This window comes from Roseovarius sp. MBR-154, assembly GCF_053628595.1.
The window spans coordinates 1-18,548 of record NZ_JBRJGR010000039.1 but is presented as its reverse complement, the minus strand read 5'-3'; the positions used below and the strand labels follow the sequence as shown (position 1 = coordinate 18,548).

The following is an 18,548-nucleotide window of genomic DNA, read 5'->3' as shown; positions in this document are numbered from 1 at the left end:
TTGGCTGAGAAAAGACAAAACCCAACCCGATCAGCAGGTGCAAAGAGTAGCTTAATTTACGCCAGATCCTGTCCAACCGATGGGGAGTAGCTCAGACTGACGAGGAGGTCACGTTTTTTGATGAGCCAGACAAGGCTAAGGCTGCGTTCGAGACAATCGCAAAACTAGGCGAGATCGAATCTCGAGAAAAGCAGTTCGGAGTGGGTTTGCACTCCCCACCGTCGTTTCTCTTCAAATTCGAAACCAGCAATGGTCACGTACTTGTATCAGTTAGACGGGACAAGGTGCGTTTGACTGAGTTATAGAAACCCAATTTCCCACCGGCTGAATGCAACAGCCGACGTCCGCTGTTTTGCGATGGCTGTCCTTCACCGCGCGGTTGGTGAACTGGGTAGGAGCGGGACAAAGTTGCAGTTCAGTTTGCTGATCTGAACATCCGCTCAGCGGCGGGTAGGGTTTGATCTTGTAAACTTCTCCTTCTGCCGTCAACTTTCACTGATACGTCCGCGAAGACTACTTTCCTAAAGTATCACCGGCGGGGGGCAGGCAAACCCAAAGGCGCTTTGCGCCTATGAAGATTGCAGGAGGCACTTTTTGTTCGCTAAAGAAGAAGCTGAAGTTTTTGTTGAGGCAAACCAAGCGCACGTAAGCCGACTCCGAAAGACCATCACAAACCTTATGACAATGAGGCACGTCCTGTACTTCCTCGACCGCCTTGATGGGTTGAAACACGACGCTCGGGCCGCTTCATCAAAAGACAGCATCATGGAGGCTGAAGCATTCATGACCACGGTTGTGATTTCCTACGGTCGCTTGTTTGCAGAGAGCAAAGGCGTTCCAGTTTTCAAGAAGAAGCTTATCCCAAAGGACCTTTTCGAGACCCACGATGAAATCATCAAATTTCGAAACGAGCGTTATGCGCACCACGGATGCCATGTTACAACCGCAGCAGAGATTGAGCTATTTGTCGGGGAAAGTGACGTTGATATGAAGTTGCACTGGCGCGCAAGCATGTATAACGGAGCACCCCCACACTGGCGCGATCTGTTTGAGTGGGTCGATGAATTCCTAAAGACCTCGTTTAAAAAACAAGTTGCGCATCTCAGTGCTACCTCTGGCAAGGAATGGCTTCCGTTTGAGCCAGATATGGACTTTGAGAGCATCACAATCGACGAGACCGACAAGCTCGATCTACCGCCTTTGATCGCCAAATGAATCATAGAAAATTCAACTTTGGGGGCCGTTGCATAACTCCCTTAAGAGCGCTCAATTGAAATTGCAAAACAGTCGCTTTAGGCGCTTTTGTTGGCTGACCCACGGAACCGGACATTAGTGCGAAACGCTTTACCAACCATATTGGCTCCGTCCTGCCGCTCGCCGCTGTCGGTTTGAAGGTCGGCTGTCGGGATAGGGCCCAAACCTCCCGCTGCCTCTTCTGTGAAAGTCATGCCGCCGGGTGCGCGACGTTCCGCGCGCCGCCCTGAAAAAGACCTCTGCATGACACCGGTGAGGCTTTGAGACGAGGGCGGCGCCTGCCTGGGCTGGCGCTCTGGCGGGGCGATGCCAGATGCGCTGTAGTCACATGAAATCACGCCGTTGCAACATGTTGGGCCGTCTGAAGCGCCTGCCGGGGGGCAGGCAGGCGCTGCCCGGCGTTGCCGCCGGGCGGGGTGTATCCGCGATGGCGCGCGTTATGCAGAGGTCTTTGAATGCTCTGTCGCCGTGGCGGGCGGGGCGTGGCTTTCTCGTCCGGGCCGCGTGCGGTCTTTCCCCGTTCACGAGAGAGGCCTTCACGAGACAGGCCCCGGATTGCTCCGGGGCCTGTGTCTTGTGGTTTCATCCGGTTCAGTGGGCCGGAGACTTGTCCCAGTCCTCACGCTTGGGAAGCTGCTCGAACGTGTGCTCGGGCGGCGGGGAGGGCAGGGTCCATTCCAGCGTGTCGGCGTATTCGTTCCAGGGGTTGGCCTGGGTCGACTTCGCCCCGCGCAGCAGCGTGTAGATCACGATGCCGAAGAAGAAGATGAACGACGCGAAGGAGATGAAGGCCCCGATCGACGACCACCAGTTCCAGACCGCGAAGGCCTCGGGGTAGTCGATATAGCGGCGCGGCATGCCCTGACGCCCCAGGAAGTGCTGCGGGAAGAAGGTCAGGTTCGCGCCGATGAACATCGCCCAGAAGTGCAGCTTGCCCGCCCATTCGGGCAGCATCCGCCCGGTCATCTTGGGGAAGTAGAAATAGATCCCCGCGAAGATGGCGAAGACCGCGCCAAGGCTCATCACATAGTGGAAATGGGCCACGACATAATAGGTGTCATGATAGGCCCGGTCCACCGATGCCTGGCTGAGCACGATGCCGGTGACCCCGCCCACGGTGAAGAGGAACAGGAAGCCGAACGCCCAGAGCATCGGTGTCTTGAACTCGAGCGAGCCGCCCCACATGGTGGCGATCCAGCTGAACACCTTGACGCCCGTTGGCACCGCGATCACCATCGTCGCCAGCATGAAATAGCTCTGCTGGGTCAGCGACATGCCCACCGTGTACATGTGGTGCGCCCAGACCACGAATCCCAGAACCCCGATCGCGATCAGCGCCCAGACCATCGGCAGGTAGCCGAAGATCGGCTTGCGCGAGAAGGTCGCGATCACGTGGGAGATGATGCCGAAGCCGGGCAGGATGATGATATACACCTCCGGGTGGCCAAAGAACCACAGGATGTGCTGGTAGAGGATCGGGTCGCCGCCACCCGCCGGGTCGAAGAAGGTCGTCCCGAAGTTGCGGTCGGTGAGCAGCATGGTGATCGCGCCCGCGAGCACCGGCAGGGCCAGCAGGATCAGCCACGCGGTGACGAAGATCGACCACGCAAAGAGCGGCACCTTGAAGAGCGTCATGCCCGGTGCGCGCATGTTGAGGAAGGTGGTGATCATGTTGATCGCGCCGAGGATCGACGAGGCACCCGAGACGTGAACCGCGAAGATCGCCAGATCCATCGACATGCCGGCCTCGTTGGTCGAGAGCGGCGGATAGAGCACCCAGCCCACGCCCGAGCCAAGCTGACCGTTGCCGCCCGGCGCCAGCAGCGAGGCCACGCCAAGCGAGGTGCCCGCAATGAACAGCCAGAAGCTGAGGTTGTTCATCCGCGGAAACGCCATGTCCGGCGCGCCGATCTGCAGCGGCATGAAGTAGTTGCCGAAACCACCGAAGAGTGCGGGGATCACGACGAAGAACATCATCAGGACGCCGTGATAGGTGATCATCACGTTCCACAGGTGGCCGTTGGGTGTGCATTCGGCGACATCCGAGGCGATGAAGCGCGCGCCTTCCATGCACATGTACTGAACGCCCGGTTCCATCAGTTCCATCCGCATATAGACGGTGAACATGACCGAGATGAGACCGACGATCGCCGAGGTGACCAGGTAGAGGATACCGATATCCTTGTGGTTCGTGGACATGAACCACCGGGTAAAGAACCCGCGCTGATCTTCGTGTTCGTGGCCGTGAATGGCTGCGTCTGCCATTTGATGCCTCCTGCTGATGATTGTGACGGGCGGACTCGCTCTGGCTCACACGCCCGTGATCCTCTCAGGTTTTAGAATGTCCCGCCGGGCGCGGCAATGCGCGAATTTGATGCAGATCAAAGAATTTTGTCGCACCCCCTTGAGGTTGGGGCCGAGGCTACCGTGGGGGCCTTTCCGAAGTGCGCCTCTGCCATTCCCGTTATCCTCGGGCCTGACCCGAGGCTCTCCTGGCCCAGGCGATGCGCGCCTGCGCGGGGATGACGAGACAAAGGCGAGGTAACCCATCAGTTGACCCGGACGGACGGTTGAGTCCGCGCGGAGGAAAGGTCGAACGGCCGGTTCGGCCCGCAAACCGCGTCAGGCGAGTTGCCCATCCGCGCCCAGTACACTGCGGCCCCGCAGATAGGGATGCAGTACCTCCGGCAGGCGCACCGAGCCGTCGGCCTGCTGGCCGTTCTCCAGCACCGCGATCAGCGCGCGCCCCACGGCCAGCCCCGAGCCATTCAGCGTATGCACGAATTCCGGCTTGCCGCCGCCTGCGGGCTTGAACCGCGCGTTCATCCGCCGGGCCTGAAAATCGCCGCAGACCGAGACCGAGGAAATCTCGCGATACATGTTCTGGCCGGGCAGCCAGACCTCGATATCATGGGTGCGCCGCGCGCCGAACCCCATGTCGCCGGTGCACAGAACGACGGTGCGATAGGGCAGGCCAAGGCGTTCCAGGATACCCTCGGCGCAAGCCGTCATCCGGTCCAGCTCGTCGCGGCTGGTGTCGGGATGGGTGATCGAGACCATCTCGACCTTTTCGAACTGGTGCTGGCGCAACATGCCGGCCGTGTCGCGCCCCGCGCTGCCCGCCTCGGAGCGGAAGCATTGCGTATGCGCCACCATCCGGCGCGGCAGGTCGATCTCGTCCACCGTCTCGCCATGCACGAGGTTGGTCAGCGTCACCTCGGCCGTGGGCACCAGCCACCAGCCATTGGTGGTGCGATAGCTGTCCTCGCCGAATTTCGGCAACTGCCCGGTGCCGCGCATCATCTCGTCGCGCACCAGCACGGGTGTCCATGTCTCGGTCAGGCCGTTCTCTTCGACATGCGTGTCGATCATGAACTGCGCGAGGGCGCGGTGCAGGCGCGCAACCGCTCCCGAGAGCACGACAAAGCGGCTGCCCGAGAGCTTGGCCGCGCTCTCAAAATCCATGCCGGGTTTGACGCCCTCGATCTCGTAATGCTCGCGGGCTTTGAAATCGAGCACCGGCGGCGTGCCCCAGCGGCGCAACTCGACATTGTCGGCCTCGTCCGCGCCCTCGGGCACGTCGTCATGCGGCAAGTTGGGCAGGCCCATCAGCATCTCGGTCAGTTGCGCGTCGAGATCCTTGGCCTCGGCCTGCATCGCCGCCACCTCGGCCTTCTTCTCGCCGACAAGCACGCGCAGCCGGGCAAACTCGGCCTCGTCACCGCGCGCCTTGGCGGCGCCCACGTCCTTGGAGGCGCGGTTCTGCTCGGCCTGCGCGGTCTCGGCACCGTGGATCCTGGCGCGCCGCGCCTCGTCGAGCGAGAGCACCGGGCCGGAGGCGTTCTCCACCCCGCGCCGCGCCATCGCGGCATCGAAAGCGGTGGGGTTCTCGCGGATCGCGCGGATGTCATGCATGGGTCTGGTCCTCATGAGGCTCGGATTCGTTTTGCGCCTCTTAGCGGAGTTTTCGGCGCAGGTGTAGGGTGCGTCGCGATGTGCTTTGTGCCGGGTTCCGAGGCGCGGCCCGAAAAATGAAAATTCGCGCATGGGGCGCTTGACGAGGGCCGGTCTGCCGCATAGAAGCGCACCACGCCCGAGGGATCGGGCGGGCAGTGAGCGGTTGTAGCTCAGTTGGTTAGAGTACCGGCCTGTCACGCCGGGGGTCGCGGGTTCGAGCCCCGTCAACCGCGCCACCACTGCCCAGAACGATCCCGGTGCGTGAGATGCGCGGTTGTAGCTCAGTTGGTTAGAGTACCGGCCTGTCACGCCGGGGGTCGCGGGTTCGAGCCCCGTCAACCGCGCCACTCTCCTTGAAAATCCCGAATAGCTGGCAGTGGCTCAGACCACCAGAACAGGGATGTCCGAGAGCCCCGTTACCTTATGCGAGACGCTGCCCAGCAGGTAGCCTTCCACCGAGCCCATGCCGCGGCTGCCGATCACGATCAGGTCGTTTTCGTGTTCCTTGGCGAAGCGCACGATGGTGCGCGAGGTGGGGCCCGATTTGACGAAGGCGCGGACCTGTGTGAAGCCCGCCTCAATCGCGTGTTTCTTGGCGTAATCGGCGACTTCGGTGGCATGGGCCGACATGATGTCGTCGAGATTGCCGGGATCGGTCGGGCGCACCATCGACAGCGATGCCTCGAGCATCGAGTGATGGCGATAGACCGTCAGAATGGTCAGCGCCGCGCCGGTCAGGCGGGCCATTTCCATTGCGAGGTCGAGCGCCGCTTTTGCATTGGGCGAGCCGTCGAAGGGCACAAGGATCGATTTGAACATGGGTGTTCTCCTCGGGATTACCTGAAGGCCAGATCGCGCAGGAAGAGGGCGATCTGCGGGAAATAGATCAGCGCAACGGCAACCGATAGCAGAATGAAGATGAAGGGCGGCGTGCCGCGGATCACCTCCCAGTAGGGCCGTTTGAAGACCGCGATGGCGGTGAAGATGTCACAGCCGAAGGGCGGCGTGGCCGAGCCGATGGCGACCTGCAGCGTGATGATCGTGCCGACCAGCACCGGGTCAAGACCCACGGATTGCACCACCGGCGCGAAGATCGGAACCATGACGAGGATCACCACGATCGGATCGACGAACATGCAGCCGATGAAGAAGGCGATGGAGATGACGAAGAGTACGCCAACCTGTCCCATCTCGTCGATGCCGATGGAGCCGAGGATTTCCTGCGGGATCTGGGCGAAGGAAATCACCCAGGAGAATGCGGCCCCCACGCCCACGAGGATGAACACCACGGCCGTGATCAGCCCGGTGGATTTCGCCGTGTCATAGACGCCCGAGAGATCGAGCGAGCGAAACACCAGCACTTCGAGGATGAGCGCGTAGAGCACGCAGGCCGCCGCCGCCTCGGTCGGCGAGAAGATGCCGCCATAGATGCCGCCGATGATGATGACCGGAAAGCCGAGCGGCCAGAGCGCGTGCTGGACGGCGCGGGCGCGGTCGGGCCAGCTTGTTTTTGGCTCGGTGGGCACGTTGTTGCGGATCGCGTAGATCCACGAATAGATCGAGAAGAGCAGCAGGATCAGCAGCCCCGGCCCGATGCCCGCGATGAACAACTCGGCAATCGAGGTGTTGGAGACGACGCCGTAGATGATCATCCCGATCGAGGGCGGGATCAGGAAGGCGATGTCGGACGAGTTGACGATGAGGGCAAGAATGAAGCTGTCGTTGTAGCCGGCCTTTTGCATCCGGGGCCGCAGCGGCGAGCCGATGGCGACCACGGTGGCCTGAGTGGAGCCCGAGACCGCGCCGAACATCGTGCAGGCCGCCGCCGTCGAGACCGCGAGACCGCCCTTGAGGTGGCCGACAAAGGCCATCACGAGGTCGATGAGCCGCCCCGCCGATTGCCCGCGCGTCATGATATCGGCGGCGAAGATGAACATCGGCACCGCGATCAGCGAGGCCGGGCGGATGCCCGCCATGATCTGCTGGATCATCGTTTCAAGCTGACCGAAGCCGCCGAAGAGCGTGTAGAACCCCACGAAGGCCCCGACGATCAGCGGTATCATCATCGGAAAGCCCAGAAGCAGCAGGACGATCATGATCGAGAAAATCGTTGCGGCCATGGCTCAGACCTCCATCTCGTTGTCGTCATATCCCTCAAGCACGGCGGTGGAGAGGTAGATATCCTTGGACAGGATGTTCTTGATGGCCGTGAGCAGATATTGCAGCCCGGTCATGAAGAAGCCGACCGGCACCCAGACGAGGGTGACCCAGACGGGAATTTGCAGCGAGGGCAGGACACGACCGCGCCCCGCCTGCGTCAGGATGTACTGGAACGAGTAGTAGCACAGCCCCAGCATGAACACCGCCGTCACCAGCGCGATGACGATCATCATAAATTTGCGCGCCTTGGGGGGCAAAGCGTCATAGATCGCCGACATGCGGATGTGGCGGCCCTGTCGCGCGGCATAGCTGATGCCGGCGAAGGTGATCAGGATGATCAGGATGCGGTTGAGTTCCTCGGAGAAGAAGAGGCTGTTCTGAAAGACAAAACGGCCCACCACATTGGCGACGGTGTTGGCGGCCATGAGCAGCACGCCGACGGCGAGCATGACCGCCTCGATCTTGGCGATCAGCGTGTCGATGGTGCCGAGAAAGCCGGGTAGCGTGGAGACATATGCATCTGGCGGAGGCAAGCCCCGGGCGTTTCGTTCCGGCGGTGACGCGCCGTCCGTTTCAGGCTTGTCGCTCACGGCTGACCCTCCCCGTGAAAATCATTTGTCGATTATGGGTGCGGGGGCGGCGCGATGCGGGCCGCCCCCGATGGGGTGCCGGTGTTATTCGGTCACGGCCTCGAGGTCGGCCTTCATCTGGTCGAGGATCTTCTTGCCGCTGTCGCCGGTCATCTCGATGAACTGGTCTTCGACCTTTTCACCGGCCTCGATGAACGGCTGACGCTGTTCTTCGGTCAGCACGTTGATCTCGATCTCGGGCTTGGCTTCCTTGATCTTCTCGATGCTCTCTTCGTGCAGCCCTTGCTGGTACTCGATGATATGATCGAACGCCACGTCGATGGCGTCTTCGATCATTTTCTGCTCGTCTTCCGGCAGCCCGTCATAGAACTCCTTGTTGGCCATCACGGCTGTGGTGAAGTTGTTGTGTCCCATGCAGGTGATGACCTCGGAGACCTCATACATGTTGGCGGACCAGTTCCAGAACATCGGGTTTTCCTGACCCTGAATGATGCCGGTCTGGAGCGCGCCGTAGACCTCGCCCCAGGGCAGCGGCGTGGGGGTCGCGCCGAAGGCCTGATAGCTTTCGACGAGCAGCGGGTTGGTCATCACGCGCACCTTGACCTCGTTGAGGTCGGCGGGTTTGGTCACCGGTTTCTGCGTGGTCACGCAGACCTCGCCTTCGGGGAACATGGTCAGCAGTTCCAGCCCCTGCTCGGCGTAAAGCTCGGGGAACATTTCGTTGACTGCCTTTGAGGTGCGGAAAAATTCGCCGAGTTCCTGGGTGTCCTGGGGCAGCAGGTACGGGACGAAAAAGACCTGTGCCTCGGGGATGAGCGAGCCGGTGAAGCCCGGGCTCTGGTCGACGAATTGCAGGATCCCGGCCTGTGCCTGTTCCATCGTGTCGGCGGATTCGCCGAGCGTGCCATAGGGGAAGAGCTGCACTTGATGGTCGGAATTGGCCTCGACCTCTTCCTTGAATTTCGTGGCAAAGACGCCCTGCACGTCCTCAATCGCCTCCTCGAAGGCATAGCGCCAGGTATCTGCGGTCGCGGCGGTTGCGCTGAGGGCCAGGATACTGGTGGTGGCGAGCGCCGTGAATGTACGTTTGACGACTGTGGTCATGATGTTCTCCCTGCAGTTAACCTATACCTTCGAGCCTGTCGCGAACTGACCGCCTTGTCAAATGGGACTCGTAAGCCGTTGTAAAAATTATGTATAGATTGGATCTTAGGGGAGTCGCGCGTGTCGCTTTTCGCCTATTTCAACGCGCGCGCGTTCAGAAATGGCTGTAGGGCGGCGCAGGTCGAGGCGGGATCTGTGTCCGGGAAAAAGTGCCCGCCGGGGATCGCCTGGGCCTGCATATGACGGCATTTCGGCGCCCATGTGGCGGCCACGTCGTAGTGCTGGGCCATGGCTCCGGAGGCCCCGAAGAGGACGAGCGCGGGGCAGGGGATCAGCGCCGCTGCGTCTGCCGCGTCATCGGCCATGTCGAGGGCGAGCGTGGCGCGGTAATCGTTGCACATGCCGCGAATCGTGTCGGGGTCGCGCCAGGCGGTGCGGTAATGGGCAAGCTGGGTGCGGTCGAAATCCATCAGTTGCGCGCCGCCCCAGCCGAGCAGGCAGGAGTGGAAATAGCGGTCCGGGTCGGCGGCGATCATGGTGTCGGGAAAGGGTTCGGGCTGGGCCAGGAAGAACCAGTGGTAATAGGATGTGGCCACCTGCCAGCGCAGGTCCGAGAGCAGCGTATGGGTGGGGATGATGTCCATCAGGGTGAGGGTCGTCACGCGCTCGGGGGCGTCGAGCGTCAGCCGATGCGCCACCCGTGCGCCCCGATCATGGCCGACAAGATCAAAGGCTGCGTGGCCGAGGCTGTCCATCAGCGCGCAGATCTCGCGCGCCATGGCGCGAAAGCTGTAGGCGGCGAGGTCTTGCGGCTTGGCCGAGGCCCCATAGCCTGGCAGGTCGGGGCAGATCACGGTATGGGTTTGCGCCAGCACGGGCGCGATATGGGCCCACATGGCGCGGGTCTGCGGGAAACCGTGCAGGAGCAGGAGCGGCGGCCCCGCGCCGCCGATGCTATAGGCGAGGGGGCCGGTTTGGTGGTCGGTGAAGCCGGGGATCATTTGGCGAGCGCGTCCAGCACCCGCGCCCATGACCGGATGCCCTTGTGAAAGCTTGTCACATTGTATTTCTCGTTGGGTGAGTGGATGGCGTCATCCTCTTGTGCGAAGCCGATGAGCATCGCATCCAGCCCGAGGATCTCCTTGAAGAAGCCCGCGATGGGGATCGAGCCACCCATGCCGGTGAGCACCGCCTCGCGGTCCCATTCCGCCGTAAGCGCCTGACGCGCGGCCTCGAATTCGGGGCGGTCGGTGTTCATCACGGCGGCGGGTGAGCCGTCGAGATCCTGATTCCAGGTGACCTTGGCGTCGGGTGACAGCCGGTCCTCGACATGTTTGCGGATCTTGGTGCGCAGTTTGTCGGGGTCCATGTCGCCGACGAGGCGGCAGGTCAGTTTACAATGCGCCTCGCTTGGGATGACGGTCTTGGTTCCCGCGCCCTGATAACCGCCCCAGAGGCCGTTGATCTCCAGCGTCGGGCGGGCCCATTGCTGCACCAGCGTTGAATAGCCCGCCTCGCCATGCGGTTGGGTCATGCCAACCGAGGAGAGGTAGTCGTGTTCATCGAACCCGCAGTTCTCCCATTGCCGCAGCAAGTCGGCGGGCACCTCGTGGACGCCCTCGTAAAAACCCTCGACCGCGACGCGGCCGGACTCGTCGTGGAAGGACGCGATGAGGCGGGAGATTTCGCGCAGGGGATTGAGGGCGGGGCCGCCGTAGTGGCCGGAATGCAGGTCGATGCGCGGGCCGGTGATGGTAAATTCGTCCTTGAGCATGCCGCGCAGTTGCGAGGCGATGGAGGGCACGCCGGGGGCGACCATGGACGTGTCGCAGATCAGCGCCAGATCGGCGGTCAGTTCGTCCGCGTTCTCACGCAGGAAGGGGATGAGCGAGGGTGAGCCTGATTCTTCCTCGCCCTCGAAGAAGAAGGTGATGCGGCAGGGCAGGGTGCCGGTCACGTCCTTGTAGGCGCGGCAGGCCTCGACGAAGGTCATCAACTGGCCCTTGTCATCCGAGGCACCGCGCGCGCGGATCACTTTTCCGTGGGGCGTGTCCTGGATCTCGGGGGTGAACGGGTCAGTATGCCACAGGTCGAGCGGATCGACCGGCTGCACGTCGTAATGGCCGTAAAAGAGCAGATGCGGGCCGGTGGCACGCTCGGGGCCGTCGACATGGCCGACGACCATCGGGCGGCCCGGCGTGGGGCGTTTTTCGGCTTTTACACCAAGGCTTTGCAGGTCTTTGACCAGCCAGTCCGCCGCCGCGTCGCAGTCCGCGTTATAGGCCGGATCGGTGGAAATCGAGGGGATGCGGAGCAGCCCTGAAAGCCGATCGAGGGCTGTGGGCAACTGGTCGTCGATGCGGGCGAGAGTGGCGGAAAGGGACATGGTTGGCCTTTGGGTCTGGTCTATGTATTCTGGCGAGGGTATCAGGCCGCGCGGAACTGTCCAGCACTTGACCCAAGTCAAGGAAGGCGGGGGCGGCAATTTGTAACCTGTTGCGTGCAGGGGATGCATATTATATGCATTCCAAATATTGAATAAGTGGCGTGGAGCGCGTCACCAAAGACCCCGAACGGTGGCCAAGGCCGCCCAAGGGTGCCGAAGGGAAGGACCTGCCAGTGGATTACGCGGCCAAGCTGGATCAAGCGATCGAACGTCTGCACGACGAGGGGCGCTATCGCACCTTCATAGATATCGAGCGGAAGAACGGCAATTTCCCGCATGCCACCTGGCGCAAGCCGGATGGCAACGAGCAGCCGATCACGGTCTGGTGTGGCAACGATTATCTGGGGATGGGGCAGCATCCGGTGGTGCTGGCGGCGATGCACGAGGCGATTGACGCCACCGGCGCAGGGTCGGGCGGCACCCGCAACATTTCCGGCACCACGGTCTATCACAAGCGGCTGGAGGCGGAACTCGCTGACTTGCACGGCAAGGAGGCGGCGCTGCTCTTCACCTCTGCCTATATCGCAAATGACGCGACGCTGAGCACGTTGCCGAAGCTCTTTCCCGGCCTGATCATCTATTCCGACGCGCTCAACCATGCCAGCATGATTGAAGGCGTGCGCCGCAATGGCGGGGCCAAGCGGATATTCCGGCACAACGATGTCGCGCACCTGCGCGAGTTGATGGCGGCGGACGACCCCGACGCGCCCAAGCTGATCGCGTTTGAAAGTGTCTATTCGATGGATGGCGATTTTGGCCCCATCGAGGCGATCTGCGATCTGGCGGACGAGTTCGGCGCGCTGACCTATATCGACGAGGTTCACGCGGTGGGCATGTATGGCCCTCGCGGGGCCGGTATCTGCGAGCGGGACCGGCTGATGCACCGTCTGGACATCATCAACGGCACCTTGGCCAAGGCCTATGGCGTGATGGGTGGCTATATCGCGGCGAGCGCAAAAATGTGCGACGCGGTAAGGAGTTACGCGCCGGGTTTCATCTTCTCGACATCGCTCGCGCCGACCCTGGCGGCAGGCGCCTCGGCCTCGGTCGCATTTCTGAAGACGTCAGAGGGGCAAAAGCTGCGCGAGCGCCATCAGACGCAGGCAAAGATCCTCAAGACCCGGCTCAAGGGTCTGGGCATGCCGCTGATTGATCACGGCAGTCACATCGTTCCGGTGATCGTCGGCGACCCGGTGCATACCAAGAGACTGTCGGACATGCTGCTCGAAGGCTACGGCATCTACGTGCAGCCGATCAACTTCCCGACCGTCCCGCGCGGCACCGAGCGGTTGCGCTTCACGCCCTCGCCGGTGCACGGGCCCGACGAGATGGATGCGCTGGTGCGGGCGATGGACGAACTTTGGTCACACTGCGCGCTGAATCGCGCCGAAATGGCCGGGTGACGCAAGCAGACGTGCAATAAACCTTGCGCTGTGTTAATCTGATCTAAAGATAAGGCAGACGTTCGAATCGAAAGAGGAGAACGAAACCCAAGGGACACGCAAGAGGCACAGGGCGCATGATCGGGCGGCGTTTTTCGCGCAATGTCGAGGTGAATGAGGCTGACATGCGCGGCTTTGACGCTTTCGAACTGCGCCTGGGTGACCTGATGCGGGGCGAGCGTGCCACGCTTGGCAAATCCCTTCTGGATGTGGAACGGGAGCTGCGGATCCGGGCCAATTACGTGGCCGCGATCGAGAATTGCGACCCCTCGGCGTTTGACACCCCCGGTTTCATCCCCGGCTATGTCCGGTCCTATGCGCGCTACTTGGGCATGGACCCTGATCAGGCGTTCAAGACATTCTGCGCCGAGTCCGGCTTTTCCATCGCGCATGGTATGTCGGCAGAGGCATCCTCGATCCGCAAGCCGGGCAAGGCCACTCTGCGCAAGCCGCGCAACGATGACCCTCTGATGATGCCCAACACGCCCTTTCTGCCGGCATCGGAAAGCTTTCTGGCGCGGATCGAGCCGGGCGCCATCGGATCGGTGTTGGTTCTGGTCGCGCTGATCGGTGCCATCGGGTATGGCGGCTGGAGCGTGCTGCGGCAAGTGCAGCAGGTGCAGCTTGCGCCGGTGGAGAACACGCCCGTCGTGCTGGCCGATCTTGATCCGTTGAGCGGAGCTGCGGTGACGCGGGACGAGGCGACGGGCGATGCGGTCGGCGTCTTTCAGCCGCCGCAGGACGAGCGCCTGAGCCGTCTTTATCGACCCAAGGCGCTGGATGTTCCGATGATGGTGGCGCGGGATGCGCCGATTTCCACGCTGGACCCGCGCGAGATGGGCACGCTCAGCCCGCAGACACCTGAGGCGGACCGCGCAAGCGGTATCGAACTGGCGCTGCGCGAGGCGCAGGAGCTTGACGCAGGGAGCCCGGCAACGCCAAAGGTCGTGGCCGATGCGCCGCCCGAATTGCAGGTCGTGGCCGTGCGCCCGGCTTGGGTGCGCGTGCGTGCCGCTGATGGCAGCGTGATCTTCGAAGGCATCATGAATGCCGGGGACAGCTATGAGGTGCCCGCCACGGAAGAGCCGCCGACCCTGCGGGTGGGCGAATCCGGGGCTGTGTATTTTGCCGTGAATGGCGAGCATTACGGGCCTGCGGGCGCGCGAGGCGCGGTCACCTCGAATCTCGCACTCACGCCTGACGCCCTGACAGACCGCTATGCCGTGGCCGATATCGAGGCCGATCAGGACCTGATGCAATACATGGCCGAACTGACCGCGGAGCCTGTCGCTCAGGATTGAGGCGCAGCGCGTGATTGCCCCGAGGGCCATGGCGTATTATCTGTGTCCGTGACAGCCACTCTCAGACCGAACGGGGCCAAAGCGATGTCGCTCAACCATATCCGCCCGTGGCGCAATATCTATCGCCGCAAATGCCGTCAGATCATGGTGGGCAATGTCCCCGTGGGTGGCGATGCGCCGATTTCCGTGCAGACCATGACCAACACGCTGACCACCGATGTGGCGGGCACCGTGGCACAGGTGCAGGCCGCCGCCGAGGCGGGGGCGGATATCGTGCGGGTGTCGGTGCCGGATGAGCCGTCGTCCAAGGCGCTGAAAGAGATCGTGCGCGAAAGCCCTGTGCCGATCGTGGCGGATATCCACTTTCACTACAAGCGCGGCATCGAGGCGGCCGAGGCAGGCGCGGCCTGTCTGCGGATCAACCCCGGCAATATCGGCGATGAGCGCCGCGTGCGCGAGGTGATCTCGGCGGCGCGCGATCATGGGTGTTCTATGCGGATCGGGGTGAATGCAGGCAGCCTCGAGAAGCATCTGTTGGACAAATACGGCGAGCCTTGCCCCGATGCGATGGTCGAGAGCGGGCTGGAACATATCCGCATCCTGCAGGACAATGATTTCCACGAATTCAAGATCAGCGTGAAAGCCTCGGACGTGTTCATGGCCGCCGCCGCCTATCAGCAACTGGCCGAGGCGACGGACGCGCCGATCCACCTCGGGATCACCGAGGCCGGTGGGCTGACCTCGGGCACGATCAAGAGCGCCATCGGCCTTGGCAACCTGCTGTGGATGGGTATTGGCGACACGATCCGGGTGTCGCTCTCCGCCGATCCGGTCGAAGAGGTCAAGGTCGGCTACGAGATCCTGAAATCCCTCGGGTTGCGGCATCGCGGGGTGAACATCATCTCGTGCCCGTCCTGCGCGCGGCAGGGGTTCGACGTGATCAAGACGGTCGAGGCGCTGGAAGAACGGCTGGAGCATATCAAGACGCCAATGAGCCTGAGCATCATCGGCTGCGTGGTGAACGGTCCGGGCGAGGCGCTGATGACCGACGTGGGCTTTACCGGCGGCGGCGCGGGCAACGGGATGGTCTATCTCGCGGGCAAGCAGAGCCATCGGATGGACAACGCGCAGATGATCGACCACATTGTCGAACAGGTCGAGAAACGCGCCGCCGAGATCGAGGCGGAGAACGCGGCACAGGCGGCGGAGTGATCGGCTTGGTGCCGCGCTCTGCGCCTGTGGAGAATATTAACAAAACGTAATGATTGCGGGCGCTTGGCGGGTGCTCTTGATTGACGGTGCGCACGCTCTCGCGTAGAGGTTGTGGCATGCTGGACGAATTGGGCGAGCGGCCCCGGGGGTGACCCCGGAGGCCGTTTTTTCATGTCGGGCGGGCGGAGGCGCGCAGCAACAGCATCAGACAATCGCACGAGGCATGAGCACGCATGGTTTTGATCACCCCCGATAAGGGGCCTTCGGGCCTGACCACCTCCATCAACGCGCTGGAGGGGCAATTGGCGGATATGCGTCAGGAACTGGAGGATCTGTATCACCGGATCAAGGCCGGGGATCTTGATGAACTGAAGAACGCGACCAAGGCCACCGCCGAGATCCGGCAATGGCTCAAGATCGCCATTGAAGCGGAGGCGCAACTTGACAAACGCAAACGAACCGAGCGTGGCATCGTCCACGGATACGCCATTGATTTCGACGGGGCACGCACTGAGATCGGGTGCCGCATGGATTGTCTCAGAAGGGCAAGATGTTCAGGACCAGTTCCTCGATGCTCTGACTGAGGGGGAATTGCTGGCGCTGCCCTATCTCTTCGAATTCTGGGCGCTGGAGCACCAACTGCCCCCCGAGGGCAGCTGGCGGACCTGGGTTATCATGGGCGGGCGCGGTGCCGGCAAGACGCGGGCCGGGGCGGAATGGGTGCGCGCGCAGGTCGAGGGGGCGCGGCCATTGGACGAGGGGCGCTGCAAGCGGCTGGCGCTGGTGGGCGAGACCATTGATCAGGTGCGCGAGGTGATGATCTTTGGCGAGAGCGGGATCATGGCCTGTTCGCCGCCCGACCGGCGGCCAGAATGGCAGGCCACCCGCAAGCGGCTGGTCTGGCCCAACGGGGCGATTGCGCAGGCGTTTTCGGCGCATGATCCCGAGGGGTTGCGCGGGCCGCAATTCGACGGCGCCTGGGTGGATGAGCTGGCCAAGTGGAAAAAGGCGCGCGAGACCTGGGACATGCTGCAATTCGGGTTGCGTTTAGGAAATGATCCGCGCGTCTGCGTGACCACGACACCGCGCAATGTGGGCGTGCTGAAGGATATTCTGGCGGCCTCCCGCACGGTGGTGACGAGCGCGCCGACCGAGGCCAATGCCGCCTATCTCGCCGAAGGTTTCCTCGAAGAGGTGCGCGCGCGCTATGCGGGCACACGACTGGGGCGGCAGGAACTGGACGGTGTGCTGGTCGATACGGCCGAGGATGCGCTCTGGACGCCTGCGATGCTCGAGGCGGGGCGGGTCGAGGCCGTACCCGATCTGGACCGGATCGTGGTGGCGGTCGATCCGCCGGTGACGGGGCATGCGGGCTCGGACGCATGCGGCATCGTGGTGGTGGGGGCGATCACGCGCGGTCCGGTGCAGGATTGGCGCGCCTATGTTCTGGCGGATGCGAGCGTCCAGGCGGCAAGCCCCGCAAGCTGGGCCAAGGCGGCGATTCGCGCGATGGAGCAGTGGGGGGCCGAGCGGCTGGTCGCCGAGGTCAACCAGGGCGGCGATCTGGTGGAGCAGGTGATCCGGCAGGTCGACCCATTGGTGCCGTTCCGGTCGGTGCATGCCAGCCGGGGCAAGGTCGCGCGCGCAGAGCCGGTGGCGGCCCTCTACGAGCAGGGCCGGGTGCATCACCTGCGGGGCCTCGGTGCCCTGGAGGACCAGATGTGTGCGATGACCGCGCGCGGCTATGAGGGCAAGGGCAGCCCCGACCGGGTCGATGCGCTGGTCTGGGCGCTGACCGATCTGATCGTGGAGCCGGGGGCCAAATGGCGACGGCCCAGCGTGCGGGCGATCTGATGCCGTCCCGCGCGCAGGCGCAGCTTGTCGTTTTCGTTCGTTGAAAAGCGCCGGAGGACGATCACCATGCGCCTGCGCCGGTCAACTGCGACTGGTAATGATTGCAATCTCGCGCTAGCGTGTTTCCAGATACGGGACAATAACGACCCAAACGGCCCAGATAGAGGTTTTGAGGCAGATCATGGCAACGAGCAGAACACGTACCAAACCCAAGACTGGCAGCAAGCCAAGCCCCAAGTCCGCGCCTCGTGCAACGGCCCGAGGCATCACCTCCAACAACGCGGCTGACCAAGCGGCTGACGCCGAGGCCTCCCCGGTGATTGTCACCGATACATTCCCGGCGAGCGCGGGCCCCGAGTTGAAGAAGCAGGAGCTTCTGGACAAGGTTGTCCAGCGGTCGGAAATTCGCAAGAAATTCGCCAAGCCCGCGCTCGAGGCGATGCTTGAGGTGCTCGGCGAGGCGTTGGCCGAGGGGCGTGAACTGAATCTTCCGCCTCTCGGGAAAGTCAAGCTCAACCGCATCAAGGAAGGTGCGCGGGTGCGCATCATCGTGGCCAAGATCCGTCAGTCGAAGCAGGGCGGTAATGTGCTTCCCGAAGATGCGGGGCCGGACAATTTCATTGACATGAAAGATGAGGTTGCAGAGCGCGCGGAGTGACGCTAAAAGCCGCCGCATCGGGTGATTAGCTCAGTGGTAGAGCGCTTCGTTCACATCGAAGATGTCGGGGGTTCAAATCCCTCATCACCCACCATTAAGCCTTTGATAAATTATATTTCGGCACCGTTGAGGTGCCGAAGAATGAAGTGCGCTTTGGTTCAGCGAACCTATACTGCGGATCGGATACCCGGGGCGGTTTGGTATTTGCCCTCGAAGTTCTCCCCTGGCGATCCGCTCTTGTCCTGTGTATCTTCGGAAAAGTCGCGCCCGATTTGGCTTTTCGGCCAGAGGCCATGATGTTTTTCCGCTTTTTCGATCAAGCTTGCCAATTGGAGAAGAGCATCCGGATCGCGCATGAGGTAGGCGCGCAATTCGGGGTGATCGGACCAGGTGGTGGCGTAGGTAATCTGACGCGCACCTGCTGACACCCCGCGCGTTCGCGTTCTTCAGTCTGGATTGCGTCTAACGGGTGCTGTTTGAGCTACTCCCCATCGGTTGGACAGGATCTGGCGTAAATTAAGCTACTCTTTGCACCTGCTGATCGGGTTGGGTTTTGTCTTTTCTCAGCCA

The 18,548-nt window shown here is 62.3% G+C and carries 16 protein-coding genes and 3 tRNA genes; 10 read left to right on the top strand and 9 right to left on the bottom strand.

Annotated elements, in window-relative coordinates; translation table 11 throughout:
* The first annotated feature begins 594 nt into the window (after positions 1 to 594).
* Positions 595 to 1,215, top strand: a complete 621-nt coding sequence (locus tag ACSSV4_RS22325; RefSeq protein WP_454277231.1) for a hypothetical protein — start codon at positions 595 to 597, stop codon at positions 1,213 to 1,215.
* 630 nt (positions 1,216 to 1,845) lie between these two features.
* Here ACSSV4_RS22325 and ctaD read toward each other — a convergent pair.
* On the bottom strand, positions 1,846 to 3,519 hold the full coding sequence (gene ctaD, locus ACSSV4_RS22320) for a cytochrome c oxidase subunit I (protein ID WP_454277230.1): 1,674 nt from the start codon (positions 3,517 to 3,519) through the stop codon (positions 1,846 to 1,848).
* 357 nt (positions 3,520 to 3,876) lie between these two features.
* Positions 3,877 to 5,169, bottom strand: coding sequence for a serine--tRNA ligase (gene serS, locus ACSSV4_RS22315; protein ID WP_454277229.1), 1,293 nt, complete (start codon positions 5,167 to 5,169; stop codon positions 3,877 to 3,879).
* 201 nt (positions 5,170 to 5,370) lie between these two features.
* Between serS and ACSSV4_RS22310 the strand changes: the two genes are divergently transcribed.
* A tRNA-Asp gene (locus ACSSV4_RS22310) sits at positions 5,371 to 5,447 on the top strand.
* Positions 5,448 to 5,481: 34 nt separating this feature from the next.
* A tRNA-Asp gene (locus tag ACSSV4_RS22305) sits at positions 5,482 to 5,558 on the top strand.
* Between the two features lie 34 nt (positions 5,559 to 5,592).
* Here ACSSV4_RS22305 and ACSSV4_RS22300 read toward each other — a convergent pair.
* The 6 genes from ACSSV4_RS22300 to ACSSV4_RS22275 form a co-directional block, all read right to left on the bottom strand.
* A complete protein-coding gene (locus ACSSV4_RS22300) occupies positions 5,593 to 6,030 on the bottom strand; it encodes a universal stress protein (protein WP_454277228.1) in 438 nt (145 codons plus the stop codon).
* A gap of 17 nt (positions 6,031 to 6,047) precedes the next feature.
* Positions 6,048 to 7,331 (bottom strand): TRAP transporter large permease, encoded by a 1,284-nt coding sequence (locus ACSSV4_RS22295; RefSeq protein ID WP_454277227.1) that lies wholly within the window; start codon positions 7,329 to 7,331, stop codon positions 6,048 to 6,050.
* Positions 7,332 to 7,334: 3 nt separating this feature from the next.
* Positions 7,335 to 7,904 carry a TRAP transporter small permease gene (locus ACSSV4_RS22290; RefSeq protein ID WP_454277234.1) on the bottom strand — a complete coding sequence of 190 codons (570 nt, stop codon included), beginning with the start codon at positions 7,902 to 7,904 and terminating at the stop codon, positions 7,335 to 7,337.
* A 141-nt stretch (positions 7,905 to 8,045) separates the two neighbouring features.
* Positions 8,046 to 9,065, bottom strand: a complete 1,020-nt coding sequence (locus ACSSV4_RS22285) for a TRAP transporter substrate-binding protein (protein ID WP_454277226.1) — start codon at positions 9,063 to 9,065, stop codon at positions 8,046 to 8,048.
* Between the two features lie 134 nt (positions 9,066 to 9,199).
* On the bottom strand, positions 9,200 to 10,066 hold the full coding sequence (locus ACSSV4_RS22280) for an alpha/beta fold hydrolase (RefSeq protein WP_454277225.1): 867 nt from the start codon (positions 10,064 to 10,066) through the stop codon (positions 9,200 to 9,202).
* Positions 10,063 to 11,451 (bottom strand): M20/M25/M40 family metallo-hydrolase, encoded by a 1,389-nt coding sequence (locus tag ACSSV4_RS22275; protein WP_454277224.1) that lies wholly within the window; start codon positions 11,449 to 11,451, stop codon positions 10,063 to 10,065. The genes ACSSV4_RS22280 and ACSSV4_RS22275 overlap by 4 nt, the downstream gene beginning before the upstream one ends.
* A gap of 233 nt (positions 11,452 to 11,684) precedes the next feature.
* Here ACSSV4_RS22275 and hemA point away from each other — a divergent pair, with 233 nt between their 5' ends.
* From hemA to ACSSV4_RS22240, 7 genes are all read left to right on the top strand, one after another.
* A complete protein-coding gene (gene hemA, locus ACSSV4_RS22270; protein ID WP_454277223.1) occupies positions 11,685 to 12,914 on the top strand; it encodes a 5-aminolevulinate synthase in 1,230 nt (409 codons plus the stop codon).
* Positions 12,915 to 13,030: 116 nt separating this feature from the next.
* Positions 13,031 to 14,254 (top strand): helix-turn-helix domain-containing protein, encoded by a 1,224-nt coding sequence (locus ACSSV4_RS22265; RefSeq protein WP_454277222.1) that lies wholly within the window; start codon positions 13,031 to 13,033, stop codon positions 14,252 to 14,254.
* 84 nt (positions 14,255 to 14,338) lie between these two features.
* Positions 14,339 to 15,466: a flavodoxin-dependent (E)-4-hydroxy-3-methylbut-2-enyl-diphosphate synthase gene (gene ispG / locus ACSSV4_RS22260; RefSeq protein ID WP_454277233.1), complete on the top strand. Its 1,128-nt coding sequence runs from the start codon at positions 14,339 to 14,341 to the stop codon at positions 15,464 to 15,466.
* 233 nt (positions 15,467 to 15,699) lie between these two features.
* Complete coding sequence (locus ACSSV4_RS22255; protein WP_454277221.1) at positions 15,700 to 16,050, top strand: hypothetical protein; 351 nt, start codon at positions 15,700 to 15,702, stop codon at positions 16,048 to 16,050.
* Entirely contained in the window at positions 15,977 to 17,320 is a 1,344-nt protein-coding gene (locus ACSSV4_RS22250) for a DNA-packaging protein (protein WP_454277232.1), read from the top strand. Before ACSSV4_RS22255 ends, ACSSV4_RS22250 begins: the two co-directional genes overlap by 74 nt.
* A gap of 169 nt (positions 17,321 to 17,489) precedes the next feature.
* Positions 17,490 to 17,978, top strand: coding sequence for an HU family DNA-binding protein (locus ACSSV4_RS22245; protein ID WP_454277220.1), 489 nt, complete (start codon positions 17,490 to 17,492; stop codon positions 17,976 to 17,978).
* Between the two features lie 19 nt (positions 17,979 to 17,997).
* Positions 17,998 to 18,072, top strand: a tRNA-Val gene (locus ACSSV4_RS22240).
* A gap of 73 nt (positions 18,073 to 18,145) precedes the next feature.
* Here the strand turns inward: ACSSV4_RS22240 and ACSSV4_RS22235 are convergent.
* Positions 18,146 to 18,334, bottom strand: coding sequence for a hypothetical protein (locus tag ACSSV4_RS22235; protein ID WP_454277219.1), 189 nt, complete (start codon positions 18,332 to 18,334; stop codon positions 18,146 to 18,148).
* Positions 18,335 to 18,548: the final 214 nt, after the last annotated feature.

What these genes read in the sequence shown, in the direction of transcription:
- ACSSV4_RS22300 (WP_454277228.1), bottom strand. Translation starts at nt 6,030, where the DNA reads ATGTTCAAATCGATCCTTGTGCCCTTCGACGGCTCGCCCAATGCAAAA.
- ACSSV4_RS22285 (WP_454277226.1), bottom strand. Translation starts at nt 9,065, where the DNA reads ATGACCACAGTCGTCAAACGTACATTCACGGCGCTCGCCACCACCAGT.
- ispG (WP_454277233.1), top strand. Translation starts at nt 14,339, where the DNA reads ATGTCGCTCAACCATATCCGCCCGTGGCGCAATATCTATCGCCGCAAA.
- ACSSV4_RS22280 (WP_454277225.1), bottom strand. Translation starts at nt 10,066, where the DNA reads ATGATCCCCGGCTTCACCGACCACCAAACCGGCCCCCTCGCCTATAGC.
- ACSSV4_RS22275 (WP_454277224.1), bottom strand. Translation starts at nt 11,451, where the DNA reads ATGTCCCTTTCCGCCACTCTCGCCCGCATCGACGACCAGTTGCCCACA.
- ACSSV4_RS22255 (WP_454277221.1), top strand. Translation starts at nt 15,700, where the DNA reads ATGGTTTTGATCACCCCCGATAAGGGGCCTTCGGGCCTGACCACCTCC.
- ACSSV4_RS22265 (WP_454277222.1), top strand. Translation starts at nt 13,031, where the DNA reads ATGATCGGGCGGCGTTTTTCGCGCAATGTCGAGGTGAATGAGGCTGAC.
- ctaD (WP_454277230.1), bottom strand. Translation starts at nt 3,519, where the DNA reads ATGGCAGACGCAGCCATTCACGGCCACGAACACGAAGATCAGCGCGGG.
- serS (WP_454277229.1), bottom strand. Translation starts at nt 5,169, where the DNA reads ATGCATGACATCCGCGCGATCCGCGAGAACCCCACCGCTTTCGATGCC.
- ACSSV4_RS22235 (WP_454277219.1), bottom strand. Translation starts at nt 18,334, where the DNA reads ATGCGCGATCCGGATGCTCTTCTCCAATTGGCAAGCTTGATCGAAAAA.
- ACSSV4_RS22295 (WP_454277227.1), bottom strand. Translation starts at nt 7,331, where the DNA reads ATGGCCGCAACGATTTTCTCGATCATGATCGTCCTGCTGCTTCTGGGC.